The following is a 25,799-nucleotide window of genomic DNA, read 5'->3' on the forward strand; positions in this document are numbered from 1 at the left end:
CGGAACGGCTGGTCAGGGGGCAAGGGCGATGGACAGCGACGGGACGCAGGACGCGCGGGGTACGCATGCGAATCCTGTGCCGCGCCCGGCGGGGCCGCCTCAGCCGCCCGCGGTGCCGCCGCGGCCGGCCCGCGCGCCGGGGGTGCCGCACGCGTCCGGGCAGGTCACGCCGCCGTCCTCCGCCGTGGCCGCGTGGCTGAACGAGGCGCGTCCGGCGGCCCGGCCGGGCATCTGGCGGTTCGGGTACCGGCTGCCGAAGGCCGCCGGGGCACCGGAGCGGCTCTCGCCCGTCACCGTTCTCGGCATGCTGATCCCGCTGGCGGTCGCGCTGGTGCTGTGGTCGCTGTGGCGGCAGGGCAGCCTCCCGTACCAGTTCGCGCTGCTGCGGCTGTTCACCCCGGACGACTGGTGGTGGGGCGGCACGATCGCCTCGCCACGGAACATGGAGGGCGCCGAGGCGCGGGTCGTCTACGACGGCGCCTTCTTCGCCGTCCTGGTCTACGCGATGGGCCGGCTGGGCGGCTGGCTCGACGCCGCCCGCCACTTCGTGGGCCGCCGGCCGCAGCCCGCGCGGGCCCTGCTCGCCCTCCTGTGCGCGCTGGCCGCGCTGAGCTTCGTGTTCCCCAGCGCCTTCCCCGGGGTCGGCTGGGACGCTCTGCCGGTCGTCGACCCGCTGTTCTCGCTCATCGTCCTGATCTCCGGCAGCTACGAGCTGTTCGCCTCCCCCACCTTCACCGACTTCCTGTACACGGTGATCACCCTGCTGGTGGTGTGGCCGTTCGCGCTGCTGGGCGGCTGGTGGCCGTACCTGAGGGAACGCCTCGCCGCCCGCCGCAAGGGCCCCGACCGTCCCGGGCCGACGCGCGTCGAGCGGCCGCGTGCGCAGTGGCCGCAGCTGCGGGACGCCGGGCAGTACGAGGCGGCGGACGTGCTGACCGCCGAGGTCGCGGCCGGGCGGATGAACGACGTGGACTGCGCGCGCGTCACGCGCGCGTGGGCGGCGGGCCTCGCGGACTTCCGGGAGACGGTGCTGCGGGAGGGCGGCGCCGCCTGGGCCCACCCGTCCGGCGACCGCGATCTGCCCCGGCGCGGCGCGCGCCACGATCTGCTCGCGGGCCAGGTACGCATCGGCCGCTGGGTGGCCGCCGAGCGCGCCCCCCTCGCCTACCACGACGCGGGCGCCGCGCTCGGCCCGGAGGTGCTGGGCACCTCGCTGCTGGCGGTCGGGCCGTCCGGCTCGGGCAAGACGCGGACGCTGGTCGAGCCGCTGACCGAGGCGCTGGCCCTCCAGGCGCTCACCGGAGGCTGCGCCCTGGTCGCGGTCTCCTCGCCCGGGAGCCCGCTCGGCTCCGACTCCGCGTTCGACGTGATCGTACGGATCGGCGATCCGGCGTCCGTCCACGACCTGGACCCGTACGCCGAGTCCGACGACCCCGACGAGGCGGCCGCCGTCCTCGGCGAGGCGCTGGTCGGCGACCTGGACACGGTGAACGGCCAGAGTGCGGCCACCGCGCTCGCCCAGCTCCTCGGCCCCTACCGGGCCGTCCACGGCCGCTTCCCGACGCTGCCCGAGCTGCGCGAGCTCCTCGAGGGCGAGCCGACGGCGCTGTCCGCGCTGCGGGAGGCCGTGGCCGGGGACGAGGTCATGCGCCGCGAGCTGGAGGCGCGCATCCGGCAGACGGGCACGCCCGGCGACCCGGGCCGTGCCCTCGCCGACCGGCTCGCGCTGCTGAACCGGCCGGCGTTCGCGGACTTCTTCGGCGGGAGCGGCGGCCGGGCGGGCGAGCCGGAGGGCGGCGCGCATCGGCCGTTCTCCCTGCGGGCCGTCGCCCATCATCCGCTGCGGGTCCGCGTCGACCTGCCCGAACGTGGCCACGAGGAGGCCGGCCGGCTGATCACCCGGCTCGTCCTCGCCCAGTTCCACACCGTCGTCCGGGAGGGGCGGCGTGCGCACTTCGCCTGCCTGGTCCTGGACGACGCGACGGGGACGGTCACCGCGGAGTCGGTGCGCCGGATCCAGCGGCTGCGCTCGCAGAACGCGGGCGTGGTGCTCGCCCTGCGCAGCATCGGTGACGTCCCCGAGGCGCTGCACGGGCCGCTGTACGGGGCGGTCGGCTGCCGGATGGCGTTCTCCGGGATCACCACCTGGGACGGCAGCCGGTTCGCACAGACCTGGGGCACGGAGTGGGTGGAGACGACGGAGGTCGCCAAGCACACCGTCTTCGCCGACCAGCCGATGACCCGCGCCCTCCACGCCCTGCGCAAGCTGGTCACCGGCAAGGCGGTGACCACGGACGCGGTGACCGTGCGCCAGGTCGAGCGGGAGCGGTGGTCGGCGTCCCAGCTGGCGCACGAGGTGCCGCCGGGGCACGCGGTGCTGTCCCTGACGACCGTCAAGGGCGAGCACGCGCCGCCGTTGCTGGTGGATCTGCGGGGCTGAGCAGGCGCAGGGCACCCCTACAGTGAGGCAGAATCGACCCAGGCCCTTCGTACGAAGCGGCCAAAAGATCACGCAGCCGATGCGGACGATCTCGCAGCCGATCACCTCTCCGACCTGAAGGCCCCATGCCTCCCACGCTCGCCTCGCTCGTCCACCACTCCGCGCTGAAGCTGACCGTGCGGGCGGGCGATGACCGTCTGGACGTGCCGGTGCGCTGGGCGCACGTCAGCGAGCTCGCCGACCCCGTGCCGTACATGGAGGGCGGGGAGCTGCTGCTGATCACCGCGCTGAAGCTGGACGCGGAGGACCCGGAGGCCATGCGGCGCTATGTGAAGCGCCTGGTCGGGGCGGGTGTGGTGGGGCTCGGCTTCGCCGTCGGCGTCAACTACGAGGAGATCCCGAAGGCGCTCGTGGACGCGGCGGAGGAGGCGGGCCTGCCGCTGCTGGAGGTGCCGCGCCGCACGCCCTTCCTCGCGATCAGCAAGGCGGTGTCGGCGGCGATCGCGGCCGATCAGTACCGGGCGGTGACGGCCGGGTTCGCGGCCCAGCGCGAGCTGACGAAGCAAACGCTGACGGGCGGCCCGGAGGGCCTGCTCACCGCCCTCGCCTCGCAGGTCGACGGCTGGGCCGCGCTGTACGACGCCTCGGGCGCCGTCGTCGCGACCGCGCCCGAGTGGGCGGGGCGGCGGGCGGCACGGCTCACGGCGGAGGTGGAACGGCTGCGGGAGCGGTCGGCGCCGGCCTCGGCGGTGGTCGGCGGGCCGGAGCACTCCGATCACGACGACCGGATAGAACTGCACTCCCTGGGCACCGGCCGCCGCCCGCGCGCCGCCCTCGCGGTCGGCACGGCGTCCGCCCTCGGTACGGCGGAGCGGTACGCCGTCCACTCGGCCATCGCCCTGCTCACCCTCACCACGGAACGCTCCCGGTCCCTGCACGCGGCGGAGCAGCGGATCGGGGCGGCGGTGCTGCGCATGCTCCTGGCGGGCGAACCGGATCACGCCCGTGCCGTCGCCGGGGATCTGTACGGCGGCCTGCTCGACGCCCCCTTCCGGGTGCTCGTGGCCGAGTCGGCGACCGCGAAGCCGTCGGGGGACCCGCTGGGCGGCGTCGCCGAGACCGTGGAGTCCGCGGCCGCGCGCTCCGGGGAGGCGGTGCTGGTCGTGCCCGAGGGTGAGCGGCTGGTGGCCCTGGTCGCGGACGGGGGCTCGGCCGCGGCGGCCTGTGTGCAGTACGCGGCGGCGCTGGAGGGGGCCCGGGGGACGGTGGGCGCCGGCGCCGTTCGCGAGGGCGGCGAGGAGGACGAACCGGTCGTCGGTCTGTCCGCCCCGGCCGGGCCGATCGCGGCGGCCGCGGCGTACAAGCAGGCCGAGCAGGCGCTGTCGGTGGCACGCCGTCGGGGCCGTGTCTTCGTGGAACACGAGCAGCTGGCGGCGGGCTCGGTCCTTCCCCTCCTCGCGGACGACGCGGTGAAGGCGTTCGCGGACGGACTTCTGCGAGCCCTGCACGAACACGACGCGACCGGCCGGGGCGATCTGGTGGCCTCCCTGCGCGCCTGGCTGTCCCGCCACGGCCAGTGGGACGCGGCGGCCGCCGACCTGGGCGTCCACCGTCACACGCTTCGCTACCGGATGCGGCGGGTGGAGGAGATCCTGGGGCGCTCGCTGGACGATCCGGATGTGCGGATGGAGCTGTGGCTGGCGTTGAAGGCTACGGCTGCGGAGTAGGTGGCTGCGGGTGGGGGTGAGCGGGGCGCCTGCGGGTTGGTGGGCGGGTCGGGGTCGTGGCGGTGCGGGTCGCGCCTGCTGCCGGTGGGTGGGTCGGGGTCGTGGCGGTGCGGCGAGCCCGTCGCGTGTTGGGCGTACGGCTGCCTGCTGCCACAGTCCGAGTTGGCTGTGACGAGCTGAGCGACGGGCTCCAGCCGCACCACCACGACCCGCTCCCGCCGCATGCGGGTGCGGGAGCGTCGTGGTGGGGATGGGGGCGGGTGCGGGTGTGTGGGGGCTTGGGTGGTGACACGGCCCGCTCCTGCCGGAGGGCGGGTGCGGGTGTGGGTCAGGTGTTTTCCGGGTCGGTCGGGCCCGCTGCCGCCTCGTGCATCGCCAGTTCCAGGAGTGAGGGGTCGGTGAGGGTGCCCGAGCCGTCCGGGGGGATCAGCCAGCGGACGGTGCCGGTTGACCGGCCCGGGTAGGGGACGACGATCCAGGTGTCGGCGCCGGCCGTGCGGACGCCGGTGCCGATCCAGCGGGCGGCCGTGCCCGGCGGTACGAAGAAGCCCATCCGGTCGTCCGCGAAGTCGAGCAGCACGGGGCCGGGCTGGTCGAGGATGCGGGTGAGGACGTCGAGCGTGGGATGGCCCAGCTCGCCCGGCAGGATCAGTACGTCCCAGGCCTTGCCGGCGGGCAACAGGGCGACCCCGAGGGGGTTGCGCTCCCATTCCCAGCGGCAGGCCTCGGGGTCCGGTGCGACGGATGCGAGCCATTCGACGGCCGTCTTCGCCCGAGCCATGAGGAGACCTCCCTTTCTCTCGTGGACGCGTGCGCGTCCACGGGGAGGAGGGAGGTCCCCCTGCGGGCATTACGCGCGTTCCGGCCCCTCGTTGGAGTGAACCGGATCGATGAACGGGTCAGCTGTCGAAGCCGAGGCCCAGCCGGTCCATCGTCCTCAGCCACAGATTGCGCCGGCCGGCGTGCGCGTCCGCCCGCGCCAGCGACCACTTGGTGAGGGCGATGCCCGTCCAGGCGAACGGCTCGGGCGGGAAGGGCAGCGGCTTCTTGCGGACCATCTCCAGCGAGGTGCGCTCGGTGGTCTCCCCCGCCAGCAGGTCCAGCATCACCTCGGCGCCGAACCGGGTGGCGCCCACGCCCAGCCCTGTGTACCCCGCCGCGTACGCCACCTTCCCCTGGTGGGCCGTGCCGAAGAACGCCGAGAAGCGTGAGCAGGTGTCGATCGCGCCGCCCCACGCGTGGGTGAAGCGGACGCCCTCCAGCTGCGGGAAGCAGGTGAAGAAGTGCCCGGCGAGCTTGGCGTAGGTCTCCGGGCGGTCGTCGTACTCGGCGCGGACGCGGCCGCCGTACGGGTAGATGGCGTCGTAGCCGCCCCAGAGGATGCGGTTGTCGGCGGACAGCCGGAAGTAGTGGAACTGGTTGGCGCTGTCGCCGAGGCCCTGTCTGTTCTTCCAGCCGATCGACGCCAGTTGGTCGGCGCTCAGTGGTTCGGTCATCAGGGCGTAGTCGTAGACCGGGACGGTGTACGCCCGCACCCGCTTGACCAGGTTCGGGAAGATGTTCGTGCCGAGGGCCACCTGGCGAGCGCGGACCTGCCCGTACGGGGTGCGTACGGCCATGCCGGCGCCGTACGGCTTCAGCGTCAGCGCGGGCGTGTGCTCGTGGACGCGGACGCCCAGCTTCAGGCAGGCCCGCTTCAGGCCCCAGGCGAGCTTGGCCGGGTGGAGCATGGCGACGCCCCGGCGGTCGTGCAGGCCCGCCTCGAAGGTGGGCGAGGCGACCTGTTCGCGGACCGCGTCGGCGTCGAGGAACTCGAAGCCCTCGGCGAGGCCCCTGCGCTCGAGCTCCTCGTACCAGTCGCGCAGTTCCCACGCCTGGTACGTCTCGGTCGCGACGTCGATCTCGCCGGTGCGCTCGAAGTCGCAGTCGATGCCGTGCCGGGCGATCGCCGCCTCGATCTCGTCGAGGTTGCGCTCGCCCAGCTGCTGAAGCGTGTGGATCTCGTCCGGCCAGCGGGCGAGCCCGTTGGGCAGGCCGTGGGTGAGGGAGGCCGCGCAGAAGCCTCCGTTGCGGCCCGAGGCGGCCCAGCCCACCTCGCGGCCCTCCAGCAGCACCACGTCCCGCTGCGGCTCGCGCTCCTTGGCGACGAGCGCGGTCCACAGTCCGCTGTACCCGCCGCCGACGACCAGCAGATCGCAGGTCTCGGCGCCGGTGAGCGCGGGCTCGGGCCGGGGCTTGCCGGGGTCTTCCAGCCAGTACGGGACCGGCTGGGCTTCGGAAAGGGACTTCGTCCAGTCTTTTTCTCTGCCACTGCTCATGGCGCTCGGGGCCATGATTTCAACTCCCTACAGGGCTTTATGCCTTGTGCTTGTTCCGACGATTGCTGATGACCATCGAGGCCAGCACGAACAGTACGGCGACAAGGAACATGGCCGTCCCGATGACATTGATCTGCACGGGCGTTCCGCGCTGTGCCGAACCCCAGACGAACATGGGGAAGGTGACGGTCGAGCCCGCGTTGAAATTGGTGATGATGAAATCGTCGAAGGAGAGCGCGAAGGCGAGCAGCGCGCCCGCGGCGATTCCCGGTGCCGCGATCGGCAGGGTGACCCGGAGGAACGTCTGGAACGGACCGGCGTAAAGGTCCTGCGCTGCCTGCTCCAGTCTCGGGTCCATCGACATCACGCGCGCCTTCACGGCCGTCACGACGAAGCTGAGGCAGAACATGATGTGCGCGATCAGGATCGTCCAGAATCCCAACTCGGCACCCATGTTGAGGAAGAGCGTGAGCAGTGAGGCCGCCATGACGACCTCGGGCATCGCCATGGGCAGGAAGATCAGCGAGTTCACCGCCCCGCGCGCGCGGAAGCGGTAGCGGACGAGCGCGAAGGCGATCATCGCGCCGAGGACGGTGGCGCCGAGCGTCGCCCAGAACGCGATCTGCAGGCTCAGCGACAGCGAGCCGCACATGCCGGCGACCCCGCACGGGTCCTTCCAGGCGTCCGTGGAGAACTGCTGCCACTCGTAGTTGAAGCGGCCCTTCGGTTTGTTGAAGGAGAACACCGTGACGACGATGTTCGGCAGCAGGAGATAGGCGAGTGTCAGAAGTCCCGCGATGACGACGAGATTCCTCTTGAGCCAGTTGACGAAGGGCATTTAGACCAGATCCTCCGTCCCGGACCTGCGGATGTAGAAGGTGACCATGAAAAGGATCGCGGCCATGAGGATGAAGGAGAGGGCCGCGGCCGTGGGATAGTCCAGCACGCGCAGGAACTGCGTCTGGATGACGTTTCCGATCATGCGGGTGTCGGTCGAGCCGAGGAGTTCGGCGTTGACGTAGTCGCCGGCCGCCGGGATGAAGGTCAGCAGCGTGCCGGAGACCACGCCCGGCATCGACAGCGGGAAGGTGACCTTACGGAAGGTGGTGATCGGCCTGGCGTACAGGTCGCCGGCCGCCTCGTGCAGCCGTCCGTCGATGCGCTCCAGCGAGGTGTACAGCGGCAGGATCATGAACGGCAGGAAGTTGTACGTCAGACCGCAGACGACCGCGAGCGGCGTGGCGAGGACGCGGTCGCCGGCCGTCCAGCCGAGCCAGCTGGTGACGTCCAGGACGTGCAGGGTGTTGAGGGCGCCGACGACCGGGCCGCCGTCCGCGAGGATCGTCTTCCAGGCGAGCGTACGGATCAGGAAGCTGGTGAAGAACGGCGCGATCACCAGGATCATGATCAGGTTCCGCCAGCGGCCCGCCCGGAAGGCGATCAGGTACGCCAGCGGGTAGCCCAGCACGAGGCAGAGGATCGTCGCGGCGGCCGCGTAGAGGACCGAGCGGACGAACTGCGGCCAGTACTCGCTCAGCGCGTCCCAGTAGGTCGCGAAGTGCCAGGTGACCTTGTAGCCCTCCTCCAGGGAGCCCGTCTGCACGGACGTGGAGGCCTGGTAGATCATCGGCAGCGCGAAGAAGACCAGCAGCCAGAGCAGGCCCGGCAGCAGCAGCCAGTACGGCGTCCAGCGGCCTCGCCTGCGCGGTGGCTTCTTCTCGGGCGCCGTCGGGGAGAGAGGCGGGGGCGCCTCGGTGAGCGTCGACATCAGGCGGCCGCCTCTTCCTCAAGACCCGCGTCGATGTCCTGGGCGGCGTCCAGGCCGAAGGTGTGGGCGGGGCTCCAGTGCAGGACGACCTCGGCGCCGGGGACGAGCCGGGTGTCGCGGTCGACGTTCTGGACGTAGACCTCGAGCTCGGGGCAGACCGCGCTGTCGACGATGTACTGCGTGGAGACGCCGATGAAGGAGGTGGCGGCGATCCTGCCGGTGACGCGGTTGCGGCCCACCGGGATCTCGCCCGCGTCGTCGGCGTGGGTGAGGGAGATCTTCTCGGGTCGCACTCCGACCAGCACCTTGCCGCCGGCCCCGGCCGGCGCGGCACAGCGCGCCTCGGGCAGCACCAGCTTGCCGTCGCCCGCCTTGAGCACGATGTCGTCACCGCTCTTGGAGTCCACCTCGGCCTCGATCAGGTTCGAGGTGCCGAGGAAGTTCGCGACGAACGTCGTCCGCGGGTTCTCGTACAGGTCGGCGGGCGAGCCGAGCTGCTCGACGCGGCCCGCGTTCATCACGGCGACCGTGTCGGCCATGGTCATGGCCTCCTCCTGGTCGTGCGTGACGTGGATGAAGGTGATGCCGACCTCGGTCTGGATGCGCTTGAGCTCCAGCTGCATCTGGCGGCGCAGCTTGAGGTCGAGGGCGCCGAGCGGCTCGTCGAGGAGGAGCACCTTCGGGTGGTTGATGAGGGCGCGGGCCACGGCGACGCGCTGCTGCTGGCCGCCGGAGAGCTGGTGCGGCTTCTTGCGCGCCTGCTCCCCGAGCTGGACGAGTTCCAGCATGTCCTCGACCTGCTTCTTCACGCTCTTGATGCCGCGCCGGCGCAGACCGAAGGCGACGTTCTCGAAGATGTCGAGGTGCGGGAAGAGGGCGTAGGACTGGAAGACGGTGTTCACCGGGCGCTTGTACGGCGGGAGGGCCGTGACGTCCTGGTCGCCGAGGTGGACGGTGCCGGAGGAAGGTTCCTCCAGGCCGGCGATCATGCGCAGGGTGGTGGTCTTGCCGCAGCCGGAGGCGCCGAGCAGGGCGAAGAAGGAGCCCTGCGGGACGGTCAGGTCGAGCGGGTGGACGGCGGTGAAGGAGCCGTAGGTCTTGCTGATGCCGGAGAGGCGGACGTCGCCGCTGCTGTCTGTCGTCTTCATCTCGTCGTCACGCCCCAGTGAGCTTCGCGAACTGTGCTTCGTAGGCCGTCTCTTCCTTCGCGCTCAGGGAGCGGAAGGCGTGGGACTTCGCCTGCATGGCCTGGTCGGGGATGATCAGCGGGTTGTTCGCCGCATCCTCGTCGATCTTCGCCAGCTCGGCCTGTACACCGTCGACGGGACAGACGTAGTTGATGTACGCGGCGAGCTCGGCGGCCGGCTGCGGCTCGTAGTAGTAGTCGATGAGCCGCTCGGCGTTCGTCTTGTGACGTGCCTTGTTGGGGATCAGCAGGTTGTCGCTGGACGTCATGTAGCCGCTGTCGGGGATGACGAAGTCGACATCGGGGCTGTCGGCCTTCAGCTGGACGACGTCACCGGCCCAGGCGATGCAGGCCGCGAAGTCTCCGCTGGTGATGTCGGAGGTGTAGTCGTTGCCGGTGAAGCGGCGGATCTGCCCGCCGTCGACGGCCTTCTGGAGGCGGGCGATCGCCGCGTCGTAGTCGTCGTCGGTGAACTTGCCCGGGTCCTTGCCCATGTCCAGCAGCGTCATGCCGACGCTGTCGCGCATCTCGGTGAGGAAGCCGACGCGCCCCTTGAGCTTGGGGTTGTCGAGCATGTCGGAGACCGACTTCACCTCGACGCCGTCGAGCGCCTTCTTGTTGTAGGCGATGACGGTCGATATGCCCTGCCAGGGATACGAGTACGCCCGCCCCGGGTCCCAGTCGGGGCTGCGGAACTGGCTCGACAGGTTGGCATAGGCGTGCGGCAGGTTGGACGGGTCCAGTTTCTGGACCCACCCCAGGCGGATGAGGCGGGCGGCCAGCCAGTCGGTGAGGACGATGATGTCGCGGCCGGTGTCCTGGCCCGCGGCGAGCTGCGGCTTGATCTTGCCGAAGAACTCGTTGTTGTCGTTGATGTCCTCGGTGTACTTGACCTTGATGCCGGTCCGCCTGGTGAACGCCTCGAGGGTCGGGTGGTGCTTCCCCGAGTCGTCGACGTCCATGTACTCGGTCCAGTTGGAGAAGCTGACGGTCTTCTCCTCGGCCGAGTGGTCCTCGGCGGACGTGCCGCCCTCGGTCTTGCCGGCCGCGGGGATCCCGCAGGCGCTCAGTGCCCCGAGGCCGCCCAGTGTCAGGGCGCCGCCCGCCGAGGCGCGCAGCAGCGAACGGCGGGTCATGGCTGCCCGGCCGTTGCGGAGACTGCGCCGCATGGCGGCCACTTGGGCCGGGGTCAGGCGGTCGGGCTCGTACTGCTCCATGCGCGTGGTGCCCTTTCGGGAGGGTTCGGCCTGGTCAGCGGCCGTGGTGATGACTATCGGTCCCCGAAGACGGTGCGGTGCCAGTCCTTGCGGGCCACCGCGGTGTTGTCGAACATGACGTGCTTGATCTGCGTGTACTCCTCGAACGAGTACGCGGACATGTCCTTGCCGAAGCCGGACGCCCGGTAGCCGCCGTGCGGCATCTCGCTGATGATCGGGATGTGGTCGTTGACCCACACGCACCCGGCCCTGATCTCACGTGTCGCCCGGTTCGCCCGGTAGACGTCCCGGCTCCACGCGGAGGCGGCCAGCCCGTACGGCGTGTCGTTGGCCAGCCGGATCCCCTCGTCGTCGCTGTCGAAGGGCAGGACGACCAGGACCGGCCCGAAGATCTCGGACTGGACGATCTCGCTGTCCTGCGCCACGTCCGCGATCAGGGTGGGGAGATAGTACGCGCCGTTCTTGAGCTCCGCCTGTGGAGCCTCGCCGCCGGTCACCACGCGCGCGTAGCCGCGCGCCCGGTCGACGAAGGCGGCGACCCGGTCCCGCTGGGCGTGCGAGATCAGTGGCCCGAGGTCGGTGCCGGGGGCGAACGGATCCCCGAGCCGTACGGTCTCCATGAGGGCGGCCGTCTGCTCGACGAACGCCTCGTAGAGGGGCCGCTGCACGTACGCGCGGGTGGCGGCCGTGCAGTCCTGTCCGGTGTTGATGAGGGCGCCCGCGACCGCGCCGTGGACGGCGGCCTCCAGGTCGGCGTCGTCGAAGACGACGAAGGGCGCCTTGCCGCCCAGCTCCAGGTGGAGCCGCTTGACGGTGGCGGTGGCTATCTCGGCGACACGCTTGCCGACGGCGGTGGAACCGGTGAAGGAGGTCATGGCCACGTCGGGATGCCCGACGAGATGCTCACCGGCTTCCTTCCCGGTCCCCGTGACGATGTTGACGACCCCCTCGGGAATGCCCGCCTCGGTGGCGGCCCGGGCGAAGAGCAGCGAGGTGAGCGGGGTCAGCTCCGCGGGCTTCAGCACGATCGTGTTGCCCGCGGCGATCGCCGGGAGGATCTTCCAGGCGGCCATCTGGAGGGGGTAGTTCCAGGGCGCGATGGACCCGACGACACCGATGGGCTCCCGCCGCACGTACGACGTGTGATCCCCGGAGTACTCCCCCGCCGACTGCCCCTGGAGATGCCGGGCGGCACCGGCGAAGAAGCCGGTGTTGTCGATGGTCCCCGGGACGTCGAACTCCCGCGTCAGCTTGAGCGGCTTGCCGCACTGGAGGGACTCGGCACGGGCAAGGTCCTCGGCGTGGTCGGCGAGGACGACGGCGAAGCGGTACAGGGCGTCGGACCGCTCGCCGGGAGTGGCTCCCGCCCACTCCGGAAAGGCGGCGCGGGCAGCGGCCACGGCCGCGTCGACGTCATCGGCCCCGGCCAGCTCGTACCGGTAGACCTCCTCCCCACTGGCCGGATCGACCACGGCGTGCGTCCGGCCGGACGTGCCCCTCCTGAGGCGGCCCGCGATGTACTGAGCGCCGTCCGCGAAATGTCGCTGTGCGGGAAATCGGTCCGGGGTGGCGGTACCCGGCTTCTGCATGTCGCTCTCCTCCGCCTTCGCCCCACTTCACGTGGGGGCGGGTGGCGTAGCTCCAGCTTGATTTGAGTGCCGATCCTGACAGAGCTACGGCACTCCAACAAGTGATTCCGTTGTTGCCTTTTGGTTACGCGACGGAATCTGTCGACCAGGTGTCGAGTCGGCCAGGAAAACGGGGGACGCAGTGTCAGTGGCGCGTGCGACAGTGGCGTGCATGGAGAAGATCGATTCTTGGGAGGCCCTGGTCGGGGAGGTCCGGGCGGGGGCGAGGATCAAGTACCTGCACTTCTGGGGACACCGGCCACGTCCCGACGGGCAGGTGGGCGTGAGCTGCCTGAGCCAGTGGTGGCCGTCACCCTTCGTGGTGGACGGTGTCACCTATGCGACGGCCGAGCACTGGATGATGGCCGGCAAGGCACGGCTCTTCGGCGACGCCGAAGCCGAGAAGCGGGCCCTGGCCGCCGAGCACCCGTCCCAGGCGAAGAAGGCCGGACGCCTGGTCCGCGACTTCGACGAGGCGACCTGGGAGCGCGAGCGCTTCCGGATCGTGGTCGAGGGCAGCGTCCACAAGTTCGCGGCACATCCCGAGCTGCGGACGTTCCTGCTGAACACGGGTGATCGGATCCTGGTGGAGGCGAGCCCGGTGGACCGGGTCTGGGGCATCGGCCTCGCCGCGGACGACGAGGCCGCCTCACACCCGGAGCGCTGGAGAGGGCCGAACCTGCTGGGCTTCGCGCTGATGGAGGCGCGGGAGCGACTGCGGGGGCTGTAGGCCTCCGCAACCGCTCAGGGAGCCACGATCACCAGCACGACCAAGCCGATCGCCAGTAGGGTTCCGGCGATGCCGCAGATGATGCCGGCCAGGGCCTGACCGGCGTTGGTGGCCTCGCCGCGCTTGGCCTTCGCCCGCCCGATCACGCCGAAAATAATGGCGAGAGGCCCCACGACGAGCGCGGCCGGCCACAGACAGAACCCCCCGGCCGACACGATCCCCAGCACCATCGCGGTGATGCCCATCCCGTTCTCCGCCGGCCGCATCCCGGGCCAGCCGTACCCCGGAGCGCCGACGTAACCGGGCTGAACCGGATATCCATAACCACCGGGATAGCCGTACGGGACCTGGCCGGGGCCGTCCGGAGCGATCGGCGGCGGAGGCACCGCCCCGTCCTGGACCACAGGGGGCGCGAAGGGGTTGGGGCCACCGATCGCGGTAGCGGGATCGGGCGGCGGAAAGGAAGCCAGGGCCCCGTTCTCCGGTGCCGGCGGCTCGACCGGACTCGCCCAGCCCTGCGAGGCGCCGTCCCCCACCGCCGGAGTCACGCTGGGCAGGGAGGTGACCGTCTGCTGCTCATGTACGGACGGCGACACCGGCTCCTGCGAACCGGTCGCCCGCGCAGCCAACGGCTCATGGGTGGCGACGGTGCCACCGGGACCGCCCTTGTCCAAGTCCACCTTGGAAGCCGCGTCCCGCGGTTCGCCGTCCCCCTCGGAACTCGCGTACTGCGGCCCCTCGACCCCCTCCGGCACCGACCCGGGCGCACCCCACGCAGCGTCCTCACCCGTAGTAGACGCGTCGTCAGACATGCGCAGCCCCCCTCTGTCGTACGTCCCGCAATGCTAAGGCCCGAACACCGACGACCCACCCCAGCCCCCGAGCCGGCCCGCACCCACCCGACCACAGGAGAGTCCATGAAGGTCGGCGCACCCCGCGAAACGCACCTGCACCCGCCCCCCCGGCAGGAACGGGCCGTGGCACCACCCAAGCCCCCACACACCCGCACCCGCCCCCCCGGCAGGAACGGGCCGTGGCACCACCCAAGCCCCCACACACCCGCACCCGCCCCCCGGCGGGAGCGGGTCGTGGTGGTGCGGCTGGAGCCCGTCGCTCAGCTCGTCACAGCCAACTCGAACTGTGGCAGCAGGCAGCCGTACGCCCAACACGCGACGGGCTCGCCGCACCACCACGACCCCGACCCACCCACCACCCGCAGGCGCGCCCCGCACCGCAAGCCCCCGCCCCACCCACCACCCCCAGCAAGAGCGCCCCGCACGCGAAAACCCACCGCCCGCAGCCACCCACCTCCGCCTACGATGACCCCGACGCACCGATCAGCCGATCACCCGCGCCCACCCGGCCAGGCCCCCGCGCCCAGGCCAGGGGCGCCGTCCCGGGGAGGCCCCTTTGACCGACCACCACCTGCACACCTTCATCGCCGGCCTGCCCAAGGCCGAACTCCACGTCCACCACGTCGGCTCCGCCTCCCCCCGGATCGTCGCCGAACTGGCCGCCCGTCACCCCGACTCCAAGGTCCCCACCGACCCCGAAGCCCTGGTCGACTACTTCACCTTCACGGACTTCGCGCACTTCATCGAGGTGTACCTGTCCGTCGTGGACCTCATCCGCACCCCGGAGGACGTCCGGCTGCTCACCTACGAGGTGGCCCGCGACCTGGCCCGCCAGCAGGTCCGGTACGCCGAGCTCACGATCACCCCCTTCTCCTCCACCAGCCGCGGCATCGACGAGCAGGCCTTCATGGACGCGATCGAGGACGCCCGCAAGTCGGCGGAGGCGGAGTTCGGGACGGTGCTGCGCTGGTGCTTCGACATCCCCGGCGAGGCCGGTCTCAGGGCCGCCGAGGAGACGACCCGCCTGGCCACGGACGACCGCCTGCGCCCCGAGGGCCTGGTCTCCTTCGGCCTCGGCGGCCCCGAGGTCGGCGTCCCCCGCCCGCAGTTCAAGCCGTACTTCGACCGGGCGATCGCCGCCGGCCTCCGCTCGGTGCCGCACGCCGGCGAGACGACCGGCCCGCAGACCGTCTGGGACGCCCTCACCCACCTGCGCGCCGAGCGCATCGGACACGGCACCAGCTCCGCCCAGGACGAGAAGCTCCTCGCACACCTCGCGGAGCACCGCATCGCCCTGGAGGTGTGCCCGACCTCCAACATCGCCACGCGCGCCGTGCGCACCCTCGACGAGCACCCCGTCAAGGAGTTCGTGAAGGCCGGCGTCCTGGTCACCATCAACTCCGACGACCCGCCGATGTTCGGCACGGACCTCAACACCGAGTACGCCGTCGCGGCCACGCTCCTCGACCTCGACGAGCGGGGCCTGGCGGAGCTGGCGAAGAACGCCGTGGAGGCGTCGTTCCTGGAGGATGCGGCCAAGACCAGGCTCACGTCCGAGATCGACAGCTACACCTCGGACCACCTCGCCGGCTGACCGCCACAATGGGCCCCATGCAGACCGTGACTGCCGTGGCCCACCGCGGCGACCCCTACCGCTTCCGTGAGAACACGCTCGACTCACTGCGTTCCGCGCTCCACCAGGGCGCGGACGCCGTCGAGATCGACGTACGGCTCACCAGGGACGGCGTGCCCGTGCTGCTGCACGACGAGACGCTGAAGCGGCTGTGGGAGCAGGAACGGCCGTTGCTGTCCCTGTCGTCCGCCGAGGTGCGCGGGCTCACGGCGGGTGGGGTGCCGACCCTGGCGGAGGCGCTGGCGGCGACCGAGGGCAGCCGGGTGATGCTGGACCTGCCCGGCACCCGCGACGTGCGGACGGCGCGCCGGGTGGTGGACGCCGTACGGGAGGCCGGGGCGGCGGACCGCGTGTACTACTGCGCGAACGCCGCCGCGATGCTCGCGGTCCGCGCCGCCGACCCGTCCGCCGAGATCGCCCTGACCTGTACGAGTCTGGCGCCGCCGCGCCCCGTCCTGCTGGCGGCGGTGCAGCCCCGCTGGCTCAACTACCGCTTCTCGCTGGTCAGCCGCGACCTGGCCGCCCGCGTCCACCACGGCGGCCATCTGCTCTCCGTGTGGACCCCGGACACCCGCCGCTCCATGCGCCGGCTGATCGACCTGGGCGTCGACTCGATCACCACCAACCGCATCGACGTCCTCTGCAACCTCCGCGACGGCGCCTCCCCCACCGCAACGCCGCGCACACCTCTGACTGACTACACGCGTGGGTGACTACATGCGTGGGTGACTACACGCGGGACCGCTGAGGCACGGTCGCCGGATCGGCCGGAGTCTCCCGGGTTACGTACTGCGGCACCGGGGTGTCGTCCTCGCCGGTGTCGCGGACGAGGCCGTAGCGCTGCGCGCCCTCGGGGGGTCCGCTCAGCACGTCCTTCTCCACCGCGTCCCAGCTGGAGGGGAAGACATTCAGGCCGTAGTCGGCGCCCCGCTCGTTCACGGTGAGGGTGACGCTGCCGTCGACGTAGTAGTACTCGTTCTGCCACATCTGCTGGGTGCCCGACGGCAGGACGGCGTAGCCGGTGGTCGAGTTGCCCATGCCGGTGGCGGAGCTGTCGGTGCTGCTGACGGGGTCGTCCATGCGGCGGCCGCCGCCCGAGGCCACGTGGAAGAGCTTGCCCTTCAGGCCGGTCCAGGTCGGCATGACCAGCCCGCCGGACCGGTACTGCGGGGAGATCTGCCAGCGGACGAGGACGTAGCCCCGGCCGCTGAGCGTGACGCTGTCCCCGCGGTGGTTCATGGTGGCGTGCGCGCCGCCGCTGCTGGTGATGCCGGTCTCGGGCCGGTGGGGCAGGGCCGCGGGCCGCGTGTTCGGGTCGGGCGCCTGGTCGACGGCGTCGACGACGGTGCCGTACAGGTCGGTCCTTCTCGGGCTCGCCGACGGCGAGGGCGTGGCGGAGGGGGACGCGGACGGAGCGGCCGAAGGGGACGGCGGCGGGGCGGGGGTGACCGTCGCCGTGGGGGTGACGGCCGCGCGCGGCGGCGGGGCGTCCGGGGGCTGGGTGACGACGTAGGCGCCGCCCGCGACGAAGGTCGCGCCCGCCGTCACGGCGACGGCCGGATTGGCCAGCGCGCTCAGTACCTTGGCCGACCAGCCGACGGAGGTTCCGGCGGCGGTGGCGGCCACGGCGGTCTTGCCGCCGAAGGCCAGCGACAACGTGAACCCGACGGGGACCGGCACGAGCGCGATGCCCACCAGCAGCCGCTCGGCCGGTACGACGGACGTGCCGGTGTCACCGCAGTAGCCGCACCCCCGGATGTGCCGGGCGAGCCGCTTGCGCCAGACGGAGTCGGGGTGGCCGTTCCACCGGCCGGTCAGCTCGCGCAGGTCGGGGCAGGCGCCGTCGAGGGCGCGGACGATCCCCCGGGAGACCTCCAGGCGCTCCTTCATCCGCTGGACGCGCACGGCGGCGTGCTGCCGGCTGATGCCGACGGCGGCGGCCAGCTCGCGCCGGCTGAGCTCGCCCGCGACCTCCAGCCACCACAGCGACAGCAACTGCCGGTCCTCGTCGTCGAGCCAGCGCACCGCCTCCGCGACCTCGCGCCGCTGGCCCTCCAACTGGAGTTTGAGGACGGTGAGCTCGGCGAAGTCGGCGGCACCGTCCGCGGGCACGCTCTCGTCGAGGTGCTGGGTGGTGCGGCGGCGTGCCCGGTCGCGGATCTGCCGCATGGCGATCGCCACCAGCCAGGACCGGAAGCTGTCGGGGTCGCGCAGTGAGCCGAGGTTGTCGACGGCGCGCAGCATGGTCTCCTGGACGACGTCGTCGACGTCGGCGTGGCCGTTCAGGGCGCGGCCGACGATGTTGTAGACCAGGGGCAGCCAGCCCGCGACCAGCTCGTCCAGCGCATGCCGGTCGCCGGCCTGCGCGGCCGCGATGGTGGAGCGCCAGTGCCGCCCGTCCACGTCGTCCTCTCCGTACCTCATGTCACTTCGTGCGTGCACGCACCCTCTCAGGCGGTCCCGGGGTGATGGCTATGTCGGGGATCACAGGGCGGAGACGGGGTGAAGGACGTCGGGATAACACTTTTTGCGCGCACCCGTAGGGGACGTCCCGGACAACCCGCGTACCCAGTACGGCAGTTGCTCGGGGTTTCACCAGGGTCGGACACCCTCCCGGCCGACGATCCGGGCAGGCGCGAACCGCCCGAGGATGATCACGATCCTGTCACCGACCCCTTCGGGAGCCCTGGCATGCGCGCTCGCCGCCGCACCACCCTCCTCGCCGCCACCCTTCTCCTCGCCCTGGGGGCGGGCCCGCTGACCGCCCCCGCGTCAGCCGCTCCCGCACCGGCCTCCGCCCCCGGCACGCCCGGCCTCGACACCCAGGCCCTGCGCGCCGCGCTGGCCGGGCTCCCCGATCCGGACGCGACGGCGGCCCTGGTCCGGGTGGGCGGAAGTGACGGCAGGTGGCACGGCAGCGCGGGCGTGCACGACCTGCAGAGCGGCCGGGCGGCCGACCCGGACGCCCGCTTCCGGGCCGGTTCGACGACCAAGGTGGTGACGGCGGCGGCCGTACTGAAGCTTGTGGCACAGGGCGAGATCGACCTGAACCGGCCGATCCAGCGCTATCTGCCCGGCCTGCTCGGCAAGGACTTCCGGCCGGTCACCGTAAGGCAGTTGCTGAACCACACCAGCGGCATCCCGGCGGGCGACGGCCTCGGGAATTCGTTCGAGGAGCTGTACGCCCACCGCTACGACACCCTCACGCCGCAGCAGGTCGTGGCCTCGGCGGCGGCGAAGGGCCCGGAATTCCGCCCCGGCTGCAAGCAGCACTACCTGAACATCAACTACACGATCCTCGGCCTGCTGATCGAGAAGGTGACCGGGCAGCCGTACGCCGCCGCTGCCGCCGAACTGGTGCTGGCGCCCGCCGGCATGCGCGACACGTACTTCCCCGGCACCGACCCGCGCATCCGCGGCCCGCACAACCACGGCTACCAGGCGGTGCGGGGGGCCGACGGGACGACGGAGCTCGTCGACGTCACGGAGTGGAACCAGGCGGACCGGTTCGCGGCCGGGGACATGATCTCCACGACCGCGGACCTGGAACGGCTGCTCACCTCGCTGTTCCGGGGCCGGATCGTGCCGCAGCCCCAACTGCGGGAGATGTTCACGGTCCCGGCTCACATCGACGGGGCCACCTACAGCGCCGGTCTCCAGCGGTTCGAGTACGGGGGCCGGGTCTACTGGCTGAAGTCGGGCGGCCGGTACGGCTACAACGCGCTGATCGCCGGGACCCGGAACCTGAGCCGTACCCTCGTCTACTCGGTCAACTCCACGGACGCGAAGGCGGAGGGGATGAACCCGGTGGCCGAGCGGATCGCGACGGCCGCCCTCAAGTAGCCGCCACCGCGAGGGTGTTCGGGGCGGTGAGCGCCTCCAGTCGCTTGATCTTCCCGCGTACGACGTACAGCGGGATCACCCCGAACACCCCGAACGACATGTCGATCACGCTCCACCAGAAGGGGATGTCCCGGATCGGCCCGCAGATCAGGGCGAGCGGGATGATCCCGGCGCAGGCGATCATGCCGAACTCGACGACCCAGATGTTGCGGACGGGGTCGCGGTAGGGGCCGTAGAAGGCGACGGCGATGACCAGGTGGGCGAAGGCCAGCCAGTCGGTGCCGTAGAGGACGAAGGGGTACTCGGCGTCGACGGTGTCGAGGCCGCGGCGGACGTGCTCGATCCACTCCATGAGAGCGGGGAGGTGCTCCGGCACGGACAGGGTGCGCAACAGGTCCTCCGTCCAGCGCAGTTCGTGCACCAGGGGGAAGGCCGTGACGCCGCTGAGCACCAGACAGACGACGAAGAAGACAAGCCAGGCACGGATGCCCTTCAGCAGGGCGGCTCTGTCGCTCATGGAGGCAGCGTACGCCCGTAATTGAACATGTTCAAAACACTTGCGCCGCTCGCCGGCCGCACCAGGATGCGCTTCACGGCCGCTGAGCGGCCTCAGTCCAGCGCCTCCTCCAACGGCACCTGCCGCACCCCCGGCAGATGCCCGTCCAGCTCCCCCGGCTCGAACCGGCACATCCCCACGGCGTGCCAGAACTCGCCCGTGACATCGCCCTCGAACTTGTAGCCGCCGGACGGTGACAGCGCCGCCCAGCCGCCCGGCAGCCCGACGAGCGTGGCGCGCAGGGTGGCCGGGGCGCCACCGGGGACGTTCCACAGTCGCACCGTCCCGTCCTCGCCGCCGCTCGCCAGCAGCGAGCCGTCGGGGCTGAACGCGACCGCCAGCACGCGGCCGGTGTGGCCGGTCAGAACGGCGGTCTCACGGCCGGAGCGCGGGTCCCACAGGCGGACGGTCCGGTCGTCGCCGGCGGTGGCGAGCAGGGGCCGCAGCGGATGCGCGGCGGCCGTCCACAGCTTGCCGGTGTGCCCGGTCAGCCGGTGGGCGATCTCGCCGTCCCGCCAGATCACCGCCTGCCCGTCCCAGGAGGCGCTGGCCAGCCAGGTGCCGTCGGGCGCGAACGCCACGGCGTACACCCGGTCGGTGTGCCCGTCGAGGACGGCGGTGATCCGGCGGGCGGCCATGTCCCAGATCCGCACCTTGCGGTCGTCGCAGCCGGTGACGAGGACCGCCCCGTCGGGCCGGAAGGCGATGGAGCGGACCCGGCCGTAGTGCTCGGTGATGGTGGTGACGTGGGCGCCGGTGGCCCGGTACCAGATCCGTACGGTGTCGTCGTCGTTGGCGGTGGCCAGCAGGTGGCCGTCGGCGCTGAACGCCTCCGCCCAGACGTGGTCCGTCTCCACGTCCATCTCCCGCTGGTACTCACCCGTCCCGGCGTTCCACAGGTAGAGGTCGCCGTCGCTGCTCGCGGTGGCCAGCAGGGCGGGGTCGGCGGGACTGAACACAGCCGAGACCAGGCGGTCGCTCTGCCCGGTCAGTTCGCGCAGCCACCGTCCGGAGACGGCGTGCCACAGCCGGACGACGCCGTCGTTGCCGCCGGCCGCGAGCATCGAGCCGTCGGCGCTGAAGGACAGGGTGCCGATCCGCCGTCCGTGGCCGCGCAGGATGTGCCGGCCCTGGCCGGTGGCGGGGTCCCAGAGCCGTACGACACCGTCGTTGGCGCCCGTCACCAGCAGGGAGCCGGCCTCCGGGGCGGGTGCGTCGCCGTGCGGGCGGAACTTGCAGACCCAGACCGAGCCGCGGTGGTCCTCGGGCTGCCGGTTGAGGGGGACGGCCACCGGTTCGGCGTCCGGGGCGATGCGCCACAGCCGGACGACGCCCTGGCTGTCCCCGGCGGCGAGCGTCGTGCCGTCGGGGTCGAACAGCACCTGGTACACCGCGCCCCGGCAGCCGCCGAGCAGCCCGGCGCCGGCCCCGGCGGCCAGGTCCCACAACCGCACCTCGCCCTCCGTGTCGCCGCTCACCAGGAAGCGGCCGCCGGGATGGAAGTCCAGCGTGTAGACACGCCCCGCGTGACCGGTGAACGTGTGCAGCACCCGCCGCCCGGCCACGTCCCACACCCGGACCGTCCCGGCCCGCCCGGCGCCCATGTCCCCGGTGGCCAGCAGGCTCCCGTCCGGACTGAACCGCGCCCGGAACACCGCGCCCCGGTGCCCCGGCAGCTCCCCGAGCGCCCGCCCGTCGGCGAGGTCCCACAGCCGTACGGCGGCGGAGGCGTCCCCGGTGACCAGGGTGGTGTTGCCCGGTCCGAAGGCGACCGTGTAGACGGGCGCGGCGTGACCGGGCAACCGGTGCAGCGGGGCTCCGGTGGCCGTGTCCCACAGGGTGACCACGCCGTCGGCGTCGCCGGTCGCCAGCAGGGAACCGTCGGCGTCGAGGGCGACCGGCCAGACCCCGGCGGGGTGGATCTCCAGCCGGTGCCGGCACGCGCCGGACACGGGGTCCCACAGCCGTACGGTCCCGTCCGCGCTGCCCGTCGCCAGCACCCGGTCCCGGAACTTCACCGCGTAGACCCGATCGGTGTGGCCCTCCAGGGTGCGCAGGGCGGTGCCGGTGGCGGCGTCGCAGACCAGCACCCCGCCGTCCTCGCTGCCCACGGCGAGGAGTTCGCCGTCCGGGCTGTACGAGATGGGTTCCGGCAGCCGGCTGGTCCGCATGTCGAAGCCGTACGGCACGCCGACCGCGGAGGGCCGGAAACCGGAGTCGACGGCCATGCCGGGGGCGATGGCGGCGGAGGCCAGTTCGGGGGTGTCGGACAGGTCGGTGCCGGTGGTCGCCGAGACCAGCGCCGCCCGGCGCCATCTCCCGCCCTCGACGCGGGCGCCGGTCAGGTCGGTGCGGATCAGCCGGGCCCGCCGCAGGTCGGCCCCGCGCAGGTCGGTCCCGGTCAGATCGGCGCCGTCGAGCCGCGCGCCGGTCAGCCGGGCGTCACGCAGCACCGCCCCGGAGAGGTTGGCGCCGACCAGCCGGGCGTCGGTGAGGTCGGCGCGGGTGAGGTCGACGCCGGAGAAGTCGCGGTACGACAGGTCCTCCCCGGCGAGGGCGGCGCCGCGCAGGTCGGTGTGGGCGGGCACGCGCAGCCGGGAGAGGATCTTCACGGCGTTGGCGCGGGCGGTCTCCTCGCCCCCTCCGCTGCCGCTCAGCGTGCGCTCGGCCCACTCCTGACAGGCCCGGTGGTCGGCGAGGTCACAGAGGAACTCCACGGCGAGACGGCTGAGTTGCCGTCGGGTCAGCAGTGCTGTGTCGTCGGCGGCCAGCCGCAGGGCGCACGCGCGGGCGACGAGCCACTCCACCACCGAGCCGTGGATGAACCGGAACACGCCGTCGTCGCTGCGCACCAGCAGACTGCCCGAGCCGACGGCATGGGCGGCCTGCGGCACCGACAGCCGGCTCTCGGCGAGCCCGGTCAGGGTCTCGGCGACGTCGGTCAGCTCATCGAGGCGCAGCGACTCCTGGCCGCTCTCCCACAGTCTGAGGGCGAGCGCGGTGACCGCGTTCCACAGCTGGTCGAGGCTGAGTCCGGGGGCCCGGCCGGGGCCGCCGCCGGCGCGCTGCTCCTCGTGGCGCAGCCACGAGGTGAGGACCTCCTGGTAGAGACCGGCGGGGCTGAGCGCGCGGCCGGCACCGGCCACCGCGCGCAGCTGGTCGTCGTCGAGGTCGGCGACGAAACCGAGGAGCCGGGGGTTGCGGCACAGGGCGAGCAGGTCGGGGATGGCGTCGAGGAGCCGCACCCGGCGGTCGGCGGCGCGTTCGTCGCCGTCGTAGCGGTTGGCCAGGTAGGCGTGGATCTGCTGCGGGGTGAACTCCTGGACGGCGAGCACACGGCGGTGCGGGAGGAGCCCGACGCGTTCGCCGAGGGCGGTGAGGACCTGGCCCTGGGAGCGGAAGTGCTGGGTGCGGCTGCTGACGACGATCTTGGCGCTGTCGACGGCGGAGTCCAGCAGCACCTGGAGACGTTCGGCGGCACGGTCGTAGGTGACCTGGTTGACCAGCTCGTCGAAGCCGTCGAAGAGCAGCACGATCCGGCCCTGCTGGAGCATGTAGCGGAAGGCGCGCAGGTCGATGGTGTCGACACCGTGCGCGGCGAGGTGGGCGGCGACCAGCCCCTCGAAGGAGTAGGCCCGGTCCAGCGCGTTCAGCTCCACCAACAGGGGGACGAGATGCGGCAGTTCGGCCGGGATACGGCGGGCCAGTTCGCGCAGCGCGAAGGTCTTGCCGTGTCCGAAGTCGCCGAGCAGCAGCAGGAAGCGGCCCTGGTCGGAGTCGAGGAGGCGGAGCATGTCGTCGACGAGGCCGTCGCGGTCCTCGGCGCCGAGGCGCTCCACCTCCCGGTACCGCTGCGGCAGGTACATGCCCGGGAGGTAGCGGGGGTCGGTGCGCAGCCGCTCGCTCTGGGCGGCGACGTATCCGCGCAGGTCGAGCAGGCCCTGGAACTCGGTGAAGCTGCGCACCCGGACGCCTCTGCGGCGGGCCAGGTCGCGCAGTTCGCGGGCGGGCGGCGGGCCGTCGTGGACGAGTTCGGCCTCGGTCTCGGAGTCGGCGGCGTGCACAAGGGCGACGACCTGGTCGATGTCCTCGGCGGTCGGGGTGCCGATGAGCACGAACACCCGCTGCTGGCGGACGAAGTCCCCCTCCCTCCAGGTGACGAGCAGTTGCGGCACCGGTCCGGCCACCTCGCGGATCTGGGCGCCCTCGTGCCGGGTGCGGCAGACCTCGGCGACACGTTCGCGGAGCACCTCGGCCGGGGACGGGACGCCACGCGGTTCCGGCTCCGGCGGGTTGTCCACGTCCGGGGCGGTCGGGCCCGGGCCGTCCGGCTCCTCGCGGTCGAAGGCGCGATGGGCCCGCTGCCATTCCACCTGCCGTCGCTCCGGCTCCCCGGGCCCCTGCCAGGTCGCGAGCCCGTCGCCGCTGATGCGCAGCAGCCGGTGCCGGCCGGGACCGGCGGTGCCGAGCAGCGGCAGCTCGCCGGAGGCGGTGACCAGGCGCGGGCGAGCCCCCGGGCCCGTGGGGCCGTGCAGGAGCAGGTGCAGCCGGGGCGCGGTGAGGCGGGCGAGGACGTCGGTGTCGCGCAGCGGCCCGCCCCCGTCCGGGGCACCGCCCTGCCTGCTCCCGGGCGGATGCCGCAGTGCCCCGATCCGCAGCCATCCCTCCTCCTCGTACGGCCGCAGCGCCTGGGCGAACCAGGCGGCCTGCTCGGGTCCGACCAGGCCGTACCGGTCGTCGAGCCGGTGGCTGTAGGCCATCGAGGAGTTCAGGCCCGCGACCACGGTGTGCAGTTCGGGCACGGGGAAGAGGGTCCACGGCTGGTCGCTGTCGAAGACGACGTCGAGGCCCTGGTACAGCTCCTGGAAGAGCCGGGCGAAGTGCCGCCACTTGGGCCAGTACGGCGGCCGGGGCGGGATCTCGTCGGCCTCGCAGATGCTGAAGTAGGCCCGGCAGGCGGCCTGGTTGACGTCCCGGCCGCCGGGGACGAGGGCGACCCGGTGCGGTTCGAGGCCGAGCAGGGCGCGCAGCCCGGTGAGGAAGGTGAGGGCCTGGTCGACCTCGCGGGGGCTGCCGGAGGCGGTCAGATCGCCGGTGACCACCAGCAGGTCGGGGGCCGGGGCGCCGGCGTCGGTCAGCTCGACGAGGTCCCCCCAGATCGCCGCCTGCAACTCCGCGGGATCCTGCCCCCGCCCGAAGGTGGGCCCGGCGAGCTGGAGCACGGTGACCGCCTCGCGCCCCCGCGGGCCTGCGGACGCCGGCGGATACGCCGGTGGCGCCGCGGGTCTGCGCCGCCCGGCCCAGCCGGGCTGCCCGAGGGGCCGTCCGGGAGCGGGCGGGACCGCCGCCGGCGGAGCGGGCGGGGTCGACGGGCCGCCCCCGCCCGGGTAGTCGGGCCGCAGACTGGGCCGGGCACGGCCGTCGAGGGCCTGGCGGACCCGGGTCAGCAGCAGGTCGCGGGCGGCCGCCGGATCGGTGACGGGGACCAGGTCGACGTAGGTGATGGTGGCGAGGAGCCCCTCCACCGGGATGTCCTCGACCCGCACGGTGAGCAGCCGGCGCTCCGGGGCGTCCGGGTCGGCGCGCAGGGCCGCCTGCCACTCCATCCGGCCGTAGCGGGACCGCTCGTAGTTGCGCGAGAGGACGGCGATGACGGCGGCCGACTCGCTCACGCCCCGGTCCATGAAGTCCACGAAGTTGGTGCCGGGGACGAAGTCCCACGCCTGGAGAACCGTGCGGTAGCCCGCCTCCTCCAGGGTCCAGGCGATCCATGACGCCCAGCGTTCGTCGGCCGGTGAGTAGCTGACGAAGAAGTCCAACGGCCCTGTTTCACCAGTGATCTGACGCTCCCCCATATATTCATGATGCAATGAGCGAGCGTCGATATGCACCGGTTTCG

General features: G+C 72.3%; 18 protein-coding genes. 6 read left to right on the forward strand and 12 right to left on the reverse strand.

What is annotated here, in order from left to right; translation table 11 throughout:
• Positions 1 to 99: 99 nt before the first annotated feature.
• Complete coding sequence (locus IE263_RS48585) at positions 100 to 306, reverse strand: hypothetical protein (RefSeq protein WP_229911015.1); 207 nt, start codon at positions 304 to 306, stop codon at positions 100 to 102.
• Here IE263_RS48585 and IE263_RS16800 point away from each other — a divergent pair.
• A complete protein-coding gene (locus tag IE263_RS16800) occupies positions 305 to 2,440 on the forward strand; it encodes a type IV secretory system conjugative DNA transfer family protein (protein WP_229911016.1) in 2,136 nt (711 codons plus the stop codon). The two genes, IE263_RS48585 and IE263_RS16800, sit on opposite strands and share 2 nt — an antisense overlap.
• A 125-nt stretch (positions 2,441 to 2,565) precedes the next feature.
• Entirely contained in the window at positions 2,566 to 4,167 is a 1,602-nt protein-coding gene (locus tag IE263_RS16805) for a PucR family transcriptional regulator (RefSeq protein ID WP_189937171.1), read from the forward strand.
• Between the two features lie 328 nt (positions 4,168 to 4,495).
• Here IE263_RS16805 and IE263_RS16810 read toward each other — a convergent pair whose 3' ends face one another.
• The 7 genes from IE263_RS16810 to IE263_RS16840 form a co-directional block, all read right to left on the reverse strand.
• On the reverse strand, positions 4,496 to 4,948 hold the full coding sequence (locus tag IE263_RS16810; RefSeq protein ID WP_189937173.1) for a hypothetical protein: 453 nt from the start codon (positions 4,946 to 4,948) through the stop codon (positions 4,496 to 4,498).
• 118 nt (positions 4,949 to 5,066) lie between these two features.
• The gene (locus IE263_RS16815) at positions 5,067 to 6,500 is read right to left on the reverse strand and encodes an NAD(P)/FAD-dependent oxidoreductase (protein WP_189937175.1); all 1,434 of its coding nucleotides are present in this window, start codon (positions 6,498 to 6,500) and stop codon (positions 5,067 to 5,069) included.
• 22 nt (positions 6,501 to 6,522) lie between these two features.
• Positions 6,523 to 7,323, reverse strand: a complete 801-nt coding sequence (locus IE263_RS16820; protein ID WP_189937177.1) for an ABC transporter permease — start codon at positions 7,321 to 7,323, stop codon at positions 6,523 to 6,525.
• The gene (locus IE263_RS16825) at positions 7,324 to 8,253 is read right to left on the reverse strand and encodes an ABC transporter permease (RefSeq protein WP_189937179.1); all 930 of its coding nucleotides are present in this window, start codon (positions 8,251 to 8,253) and stop codon (positions 7,324 to 7,326) included.
• Entirely contained in the window at positions 8,253 to 9,401 is a 1,149-nt protein-coding gene (locus IE263_RS16830) for an ABC transporter ATP-binding protein (protein WP_189937181.1), read from the reverse strand. The genes IE263_RS16825 and IE263_RS16830 overlap by 1 nt, the downstream gene beginning before the upstream one ends.
• 7 nt (positions 9,402 to 9,408) lie before the next feature.
• Positions 9,409 to 10,656 carry a polyamine ABC transporter substrate-binding protein gene (locus IE263_RS16835; RefSeq protein ID WP_189937183.1) on the reverse strand — a complete coding sequence of 416 codons (1,248 nt, stop codon included), beginning with the start codon at positions 10,654 to 10,656 and terminating at the stop codon, positions 9,409 to 9,411.
• 53 nt (positions 10,657 to 10,709) lie between these two features.
• Positions 10,710 to 12,245: a gamma-aminobutyraldehyde dehydrogenase gene (locus tag IE263_RS16840; protein WP_189937185.1), complete on the reverse strand. Its 1,536-nt coding sequence runs from the start codon at positions 12,243 to 12,245 to the stop codon at positions 10,710 to 10,712.
• A 211-nt stretch (positions 12,246 to 12,456) separates the two neighbouring features.
• Here IE263_RS16840 and ybiA point away from each other — a divergent pair, with 211 nt between their 5' ends.
• Positions 12,457 to 13,014, forward strand: a complete 558-nt coding sequence (gene ybiA / locus IE263_RS16845; RefSeq protein ID WP_189937187.1) for a riboflavin biosynthesis intermediates N-glycosidase — start codon at positions 12,457 to 12,459, stop codon at positions 13,012 to 13,014.
• Positions 13,015 to 13,028: 14 nt separating this feature from the next.
• On the opposite strand, the gene IE263_RS16850 is transcribed toward ybiA, so the two are convergent.
• Positions 13,029 to 13,826, reverse strand: a complete 798-nt coding sequence (locus IE263_RS16850) for a DUF4190 domain-containing protein (protein ID WP_189937189.1) — start codon at positions 13,824 to 13,826, stop codon at positions 13,029 to 13,031.
• Between the two features lie 532 nt (positions 13,827 to 14,358).
• Between IE263_RS16850 and IE263_RS16855 the strand changes: the two genes are divergently transcribed.
• Together IE263_RS16855 and IE263_RS16860 are read left to right on the forward strand one after the other, a co-directional pair.
• Positions 14,359 to 15,462: an adenosine deaminase gene (locus tag IE263_RS16855; protein WP_189937659.1), complete on the forward strand. Its 1,104-nt coding sequence runs from the start codon at positions 14,359 to 14,361 to the stop codon at positions 15,460 to 15,462.
• Between the two features lie 17 nt (positions 15,463 to 15,479).
• Positions 15,480 to 16,214, forward strand: coding sequence for a glycerophosphodiester phosphodiesterase (locus IE263_RS16860; protein WP_189937191.1), 735 nt, complete (start codon positions 15,480 to 15,482; stop codon positions 16,212 to 16,214).
• A gap of 16 nt (positions 16,215 to 16,230) precedes the next feature.
• Here IE263_RS16860 and IE263_RS16865 read toward each other — a convergent pair whose 3' ends face one another.
• Complete coding sequence (locus tag IE263_RS16865; RefSeq protein ID WP_189937192.1) at positions 16,231 to 17,925, reverse strand: RNA polymerase sigma factor; 1,695 nt, start codon at positions 17,923 to 17,925, stop codon at positions 16,231 to 16,233.
• Positions 17,926 to 18,192: 267 nt separating this feature from the next.
• Here IE263_RS16865 and IE263_RS16870 point away from each other — a divergent pair, with 267 nt between their 5' ends.
• On the forward strand, positions 18,193 to 19,344 hold the full coding sequence (locus IE263_RS16870; protein WP_189937194.1) for a serine hydrolase domain-containing protein: 1,152 nt from the start codon (positions 18,193 to 18,195) through the stop codon (positions 19,342 to 19,344).
• On the opposite strand, the gene IE263_RS16875 is transcribed toward IE263_RS16870, so the two are convergent.
• Both IE263_RS16875 and IE263_RS16880 read right to left on the reverse strand, forming a co-directional pair.
• On the reverse strand, positions 19,337 to 19,861 hold the full coding sequence (locus IE263_RS16875) for a hypothetical protein (RefSeq protein WP_189937196.1): 525 nt from the start codon (positions 19,859 to 19,861) through the stop codon (positions 19,337 to 19,339). The two genes, IE263_RS16870 and IE263_RS16875, sit on opposite strands and share 8 nt — an antisense overlap.
• 92 nt (positions 19,862 to 19,953) lie before the next feature.
• The gene (locus tag IE263_RS16880; protein ID WP_189937198.1) at positions 19,954 to 25,755 is read right to left on the reverse strand and encodes a WD40 domain-containing protein; all 5,802 of its coding nucleotides are present in this window, start codon (positions 25,753 to 25,755) and stop codon (positions 19,954 to 19,956) included.
• Positions 25,756 to 25,799 lie beyond the last annotated feature (44 nt).

The sequence above is a fragment of the Streptomyces aurantiogriseus genome, assembly GCF_014649375.1.
GTDB lineage: Bacteria > Actinomycetota > Actinomycetes > Streptomycetales > Streptomycetaceae > Streptomyces > Streptomyces aurantiogriseus.

Bases quoted from the DNA above. Each gene is read 5' to 3' on its own strand.
- IE263_RS16800 (WP_229911016.1), top strand. From the start codon at position 305: ATGCTGATCCCGCTGGCGGTCGCGCTGGTGCTGTGGTCGCTGTGGCGG.
- IE263_RS48585 (WP_229911015.1), bottom strand. From the start codon at position 306: ATGCCGAGAACGGTGACGGGCGAGAGCCGCTCCGGTGCCCCGGCGGCC.
- IE263_RS16805 (WP_189937171.1), top strand. From the start codon at position 2,566: ATGCCTCCCACGCTCGCCTCGCTCGTCCACCACTCCGCGCTGAAGCTG.
- IE263_RS16810 (WP_189937173.1), bottom strand. From the start codon at position 4,948: ATGGCTCGGGCGAAGACGGCCGTCGAATGGCTCGCATCCGTCGCACCG.
- IE263_RS16815 (WP_189937175.1), bottom strand. From the start codon at position 6,500: ATGGCCCCGAGCGCCATGAGCAGTGGCAGAGAAAAAGACTGGACGAAG.
- IE263_RS16820 (WP_189937177.1), bottom strand. From the start codon at position 7,323: ATGCCCTTCGTCAACTGGCTCAAGAGGAATCTCGTCGTCATCGCGGGA.
- IE263_RS16825 (WP_189937179.1), bottom strand. From the start codon at position 8,253: ATGTCGACGCTCACCGAGGCGCCCCCGCCTCTCTCCCCGACGGCGCCC.
- IE263_RS16830 (WP_189937181.1), bottom strand. From the start codon at position 9,401: ATGAAGACGACAGACAGCAGCGGCGACGTCCGCCTCTCCGGCATCAGC.
- IE263_RS16835 (WP_189937183.1), bottom strand. From the start codon at position 10,656: ATGGAGCAGTACGAGCCCGACCGCCTGACCCCGGCCCAAGTGGCCGCC.
- IE263_RS16840 (WP_189937185.1), bottom strand. From the start codon at position 12,245: ATGCAGAAGCCGGGTACCGCCACCCCGGACCGATTTCCCGCACAGCGA.
- ybiA (WP_189937187.1), top strand. From the start codon at position 12,457: ATGGAGAAGATCGATTCTTGGGAGGCCCTGGTCGGGGAGGTCCGGGCG.
- IE263_RS16850 (WP_189937189.1), bottom strand. From the start codon at position 13,826: ATGTCTGACGACGCGTCTACTACGGGTGAGGACGCTGCGTGGGGTGCG.
- IE263_RS16860 (WP_189937191.1), top strand. From the start codon at position 15,480: ATGCAGACCGTGACTGCCGTGGCCCACCGCGGCGACCCCTACCGCTTC.
- IE263_RS16865 (WP_189937192.1), bottom strand. From the start codon at position 17,925: ATGAGGTACGGAGAGGACGACGTGGACGGGCGGCACTGGCGCTCCACC.
- IE263_RS16870 (WP_189937194.1), top strand. From the start codon at position 18,193: ATGCGCGCTCGCCGCCGCACCACCCTCCTCGCCGCCACCCTTCTCCTC.
- IE263_RS16875 (WP_189937196.1), bottom strand. From the start codon at position 19,861: ATGAGCGACAGAGCCGCCCTGCTGAAGGGCATCCGTGCCTGGCTTGTC.
- IE263_RS16880 (WP_189937198.1), bottom strand. From the start codon at position 25,755: ATGGGGGAGCGTCAGATCACTGGTGAAACAGGGCCGTTGGACTTCTTC.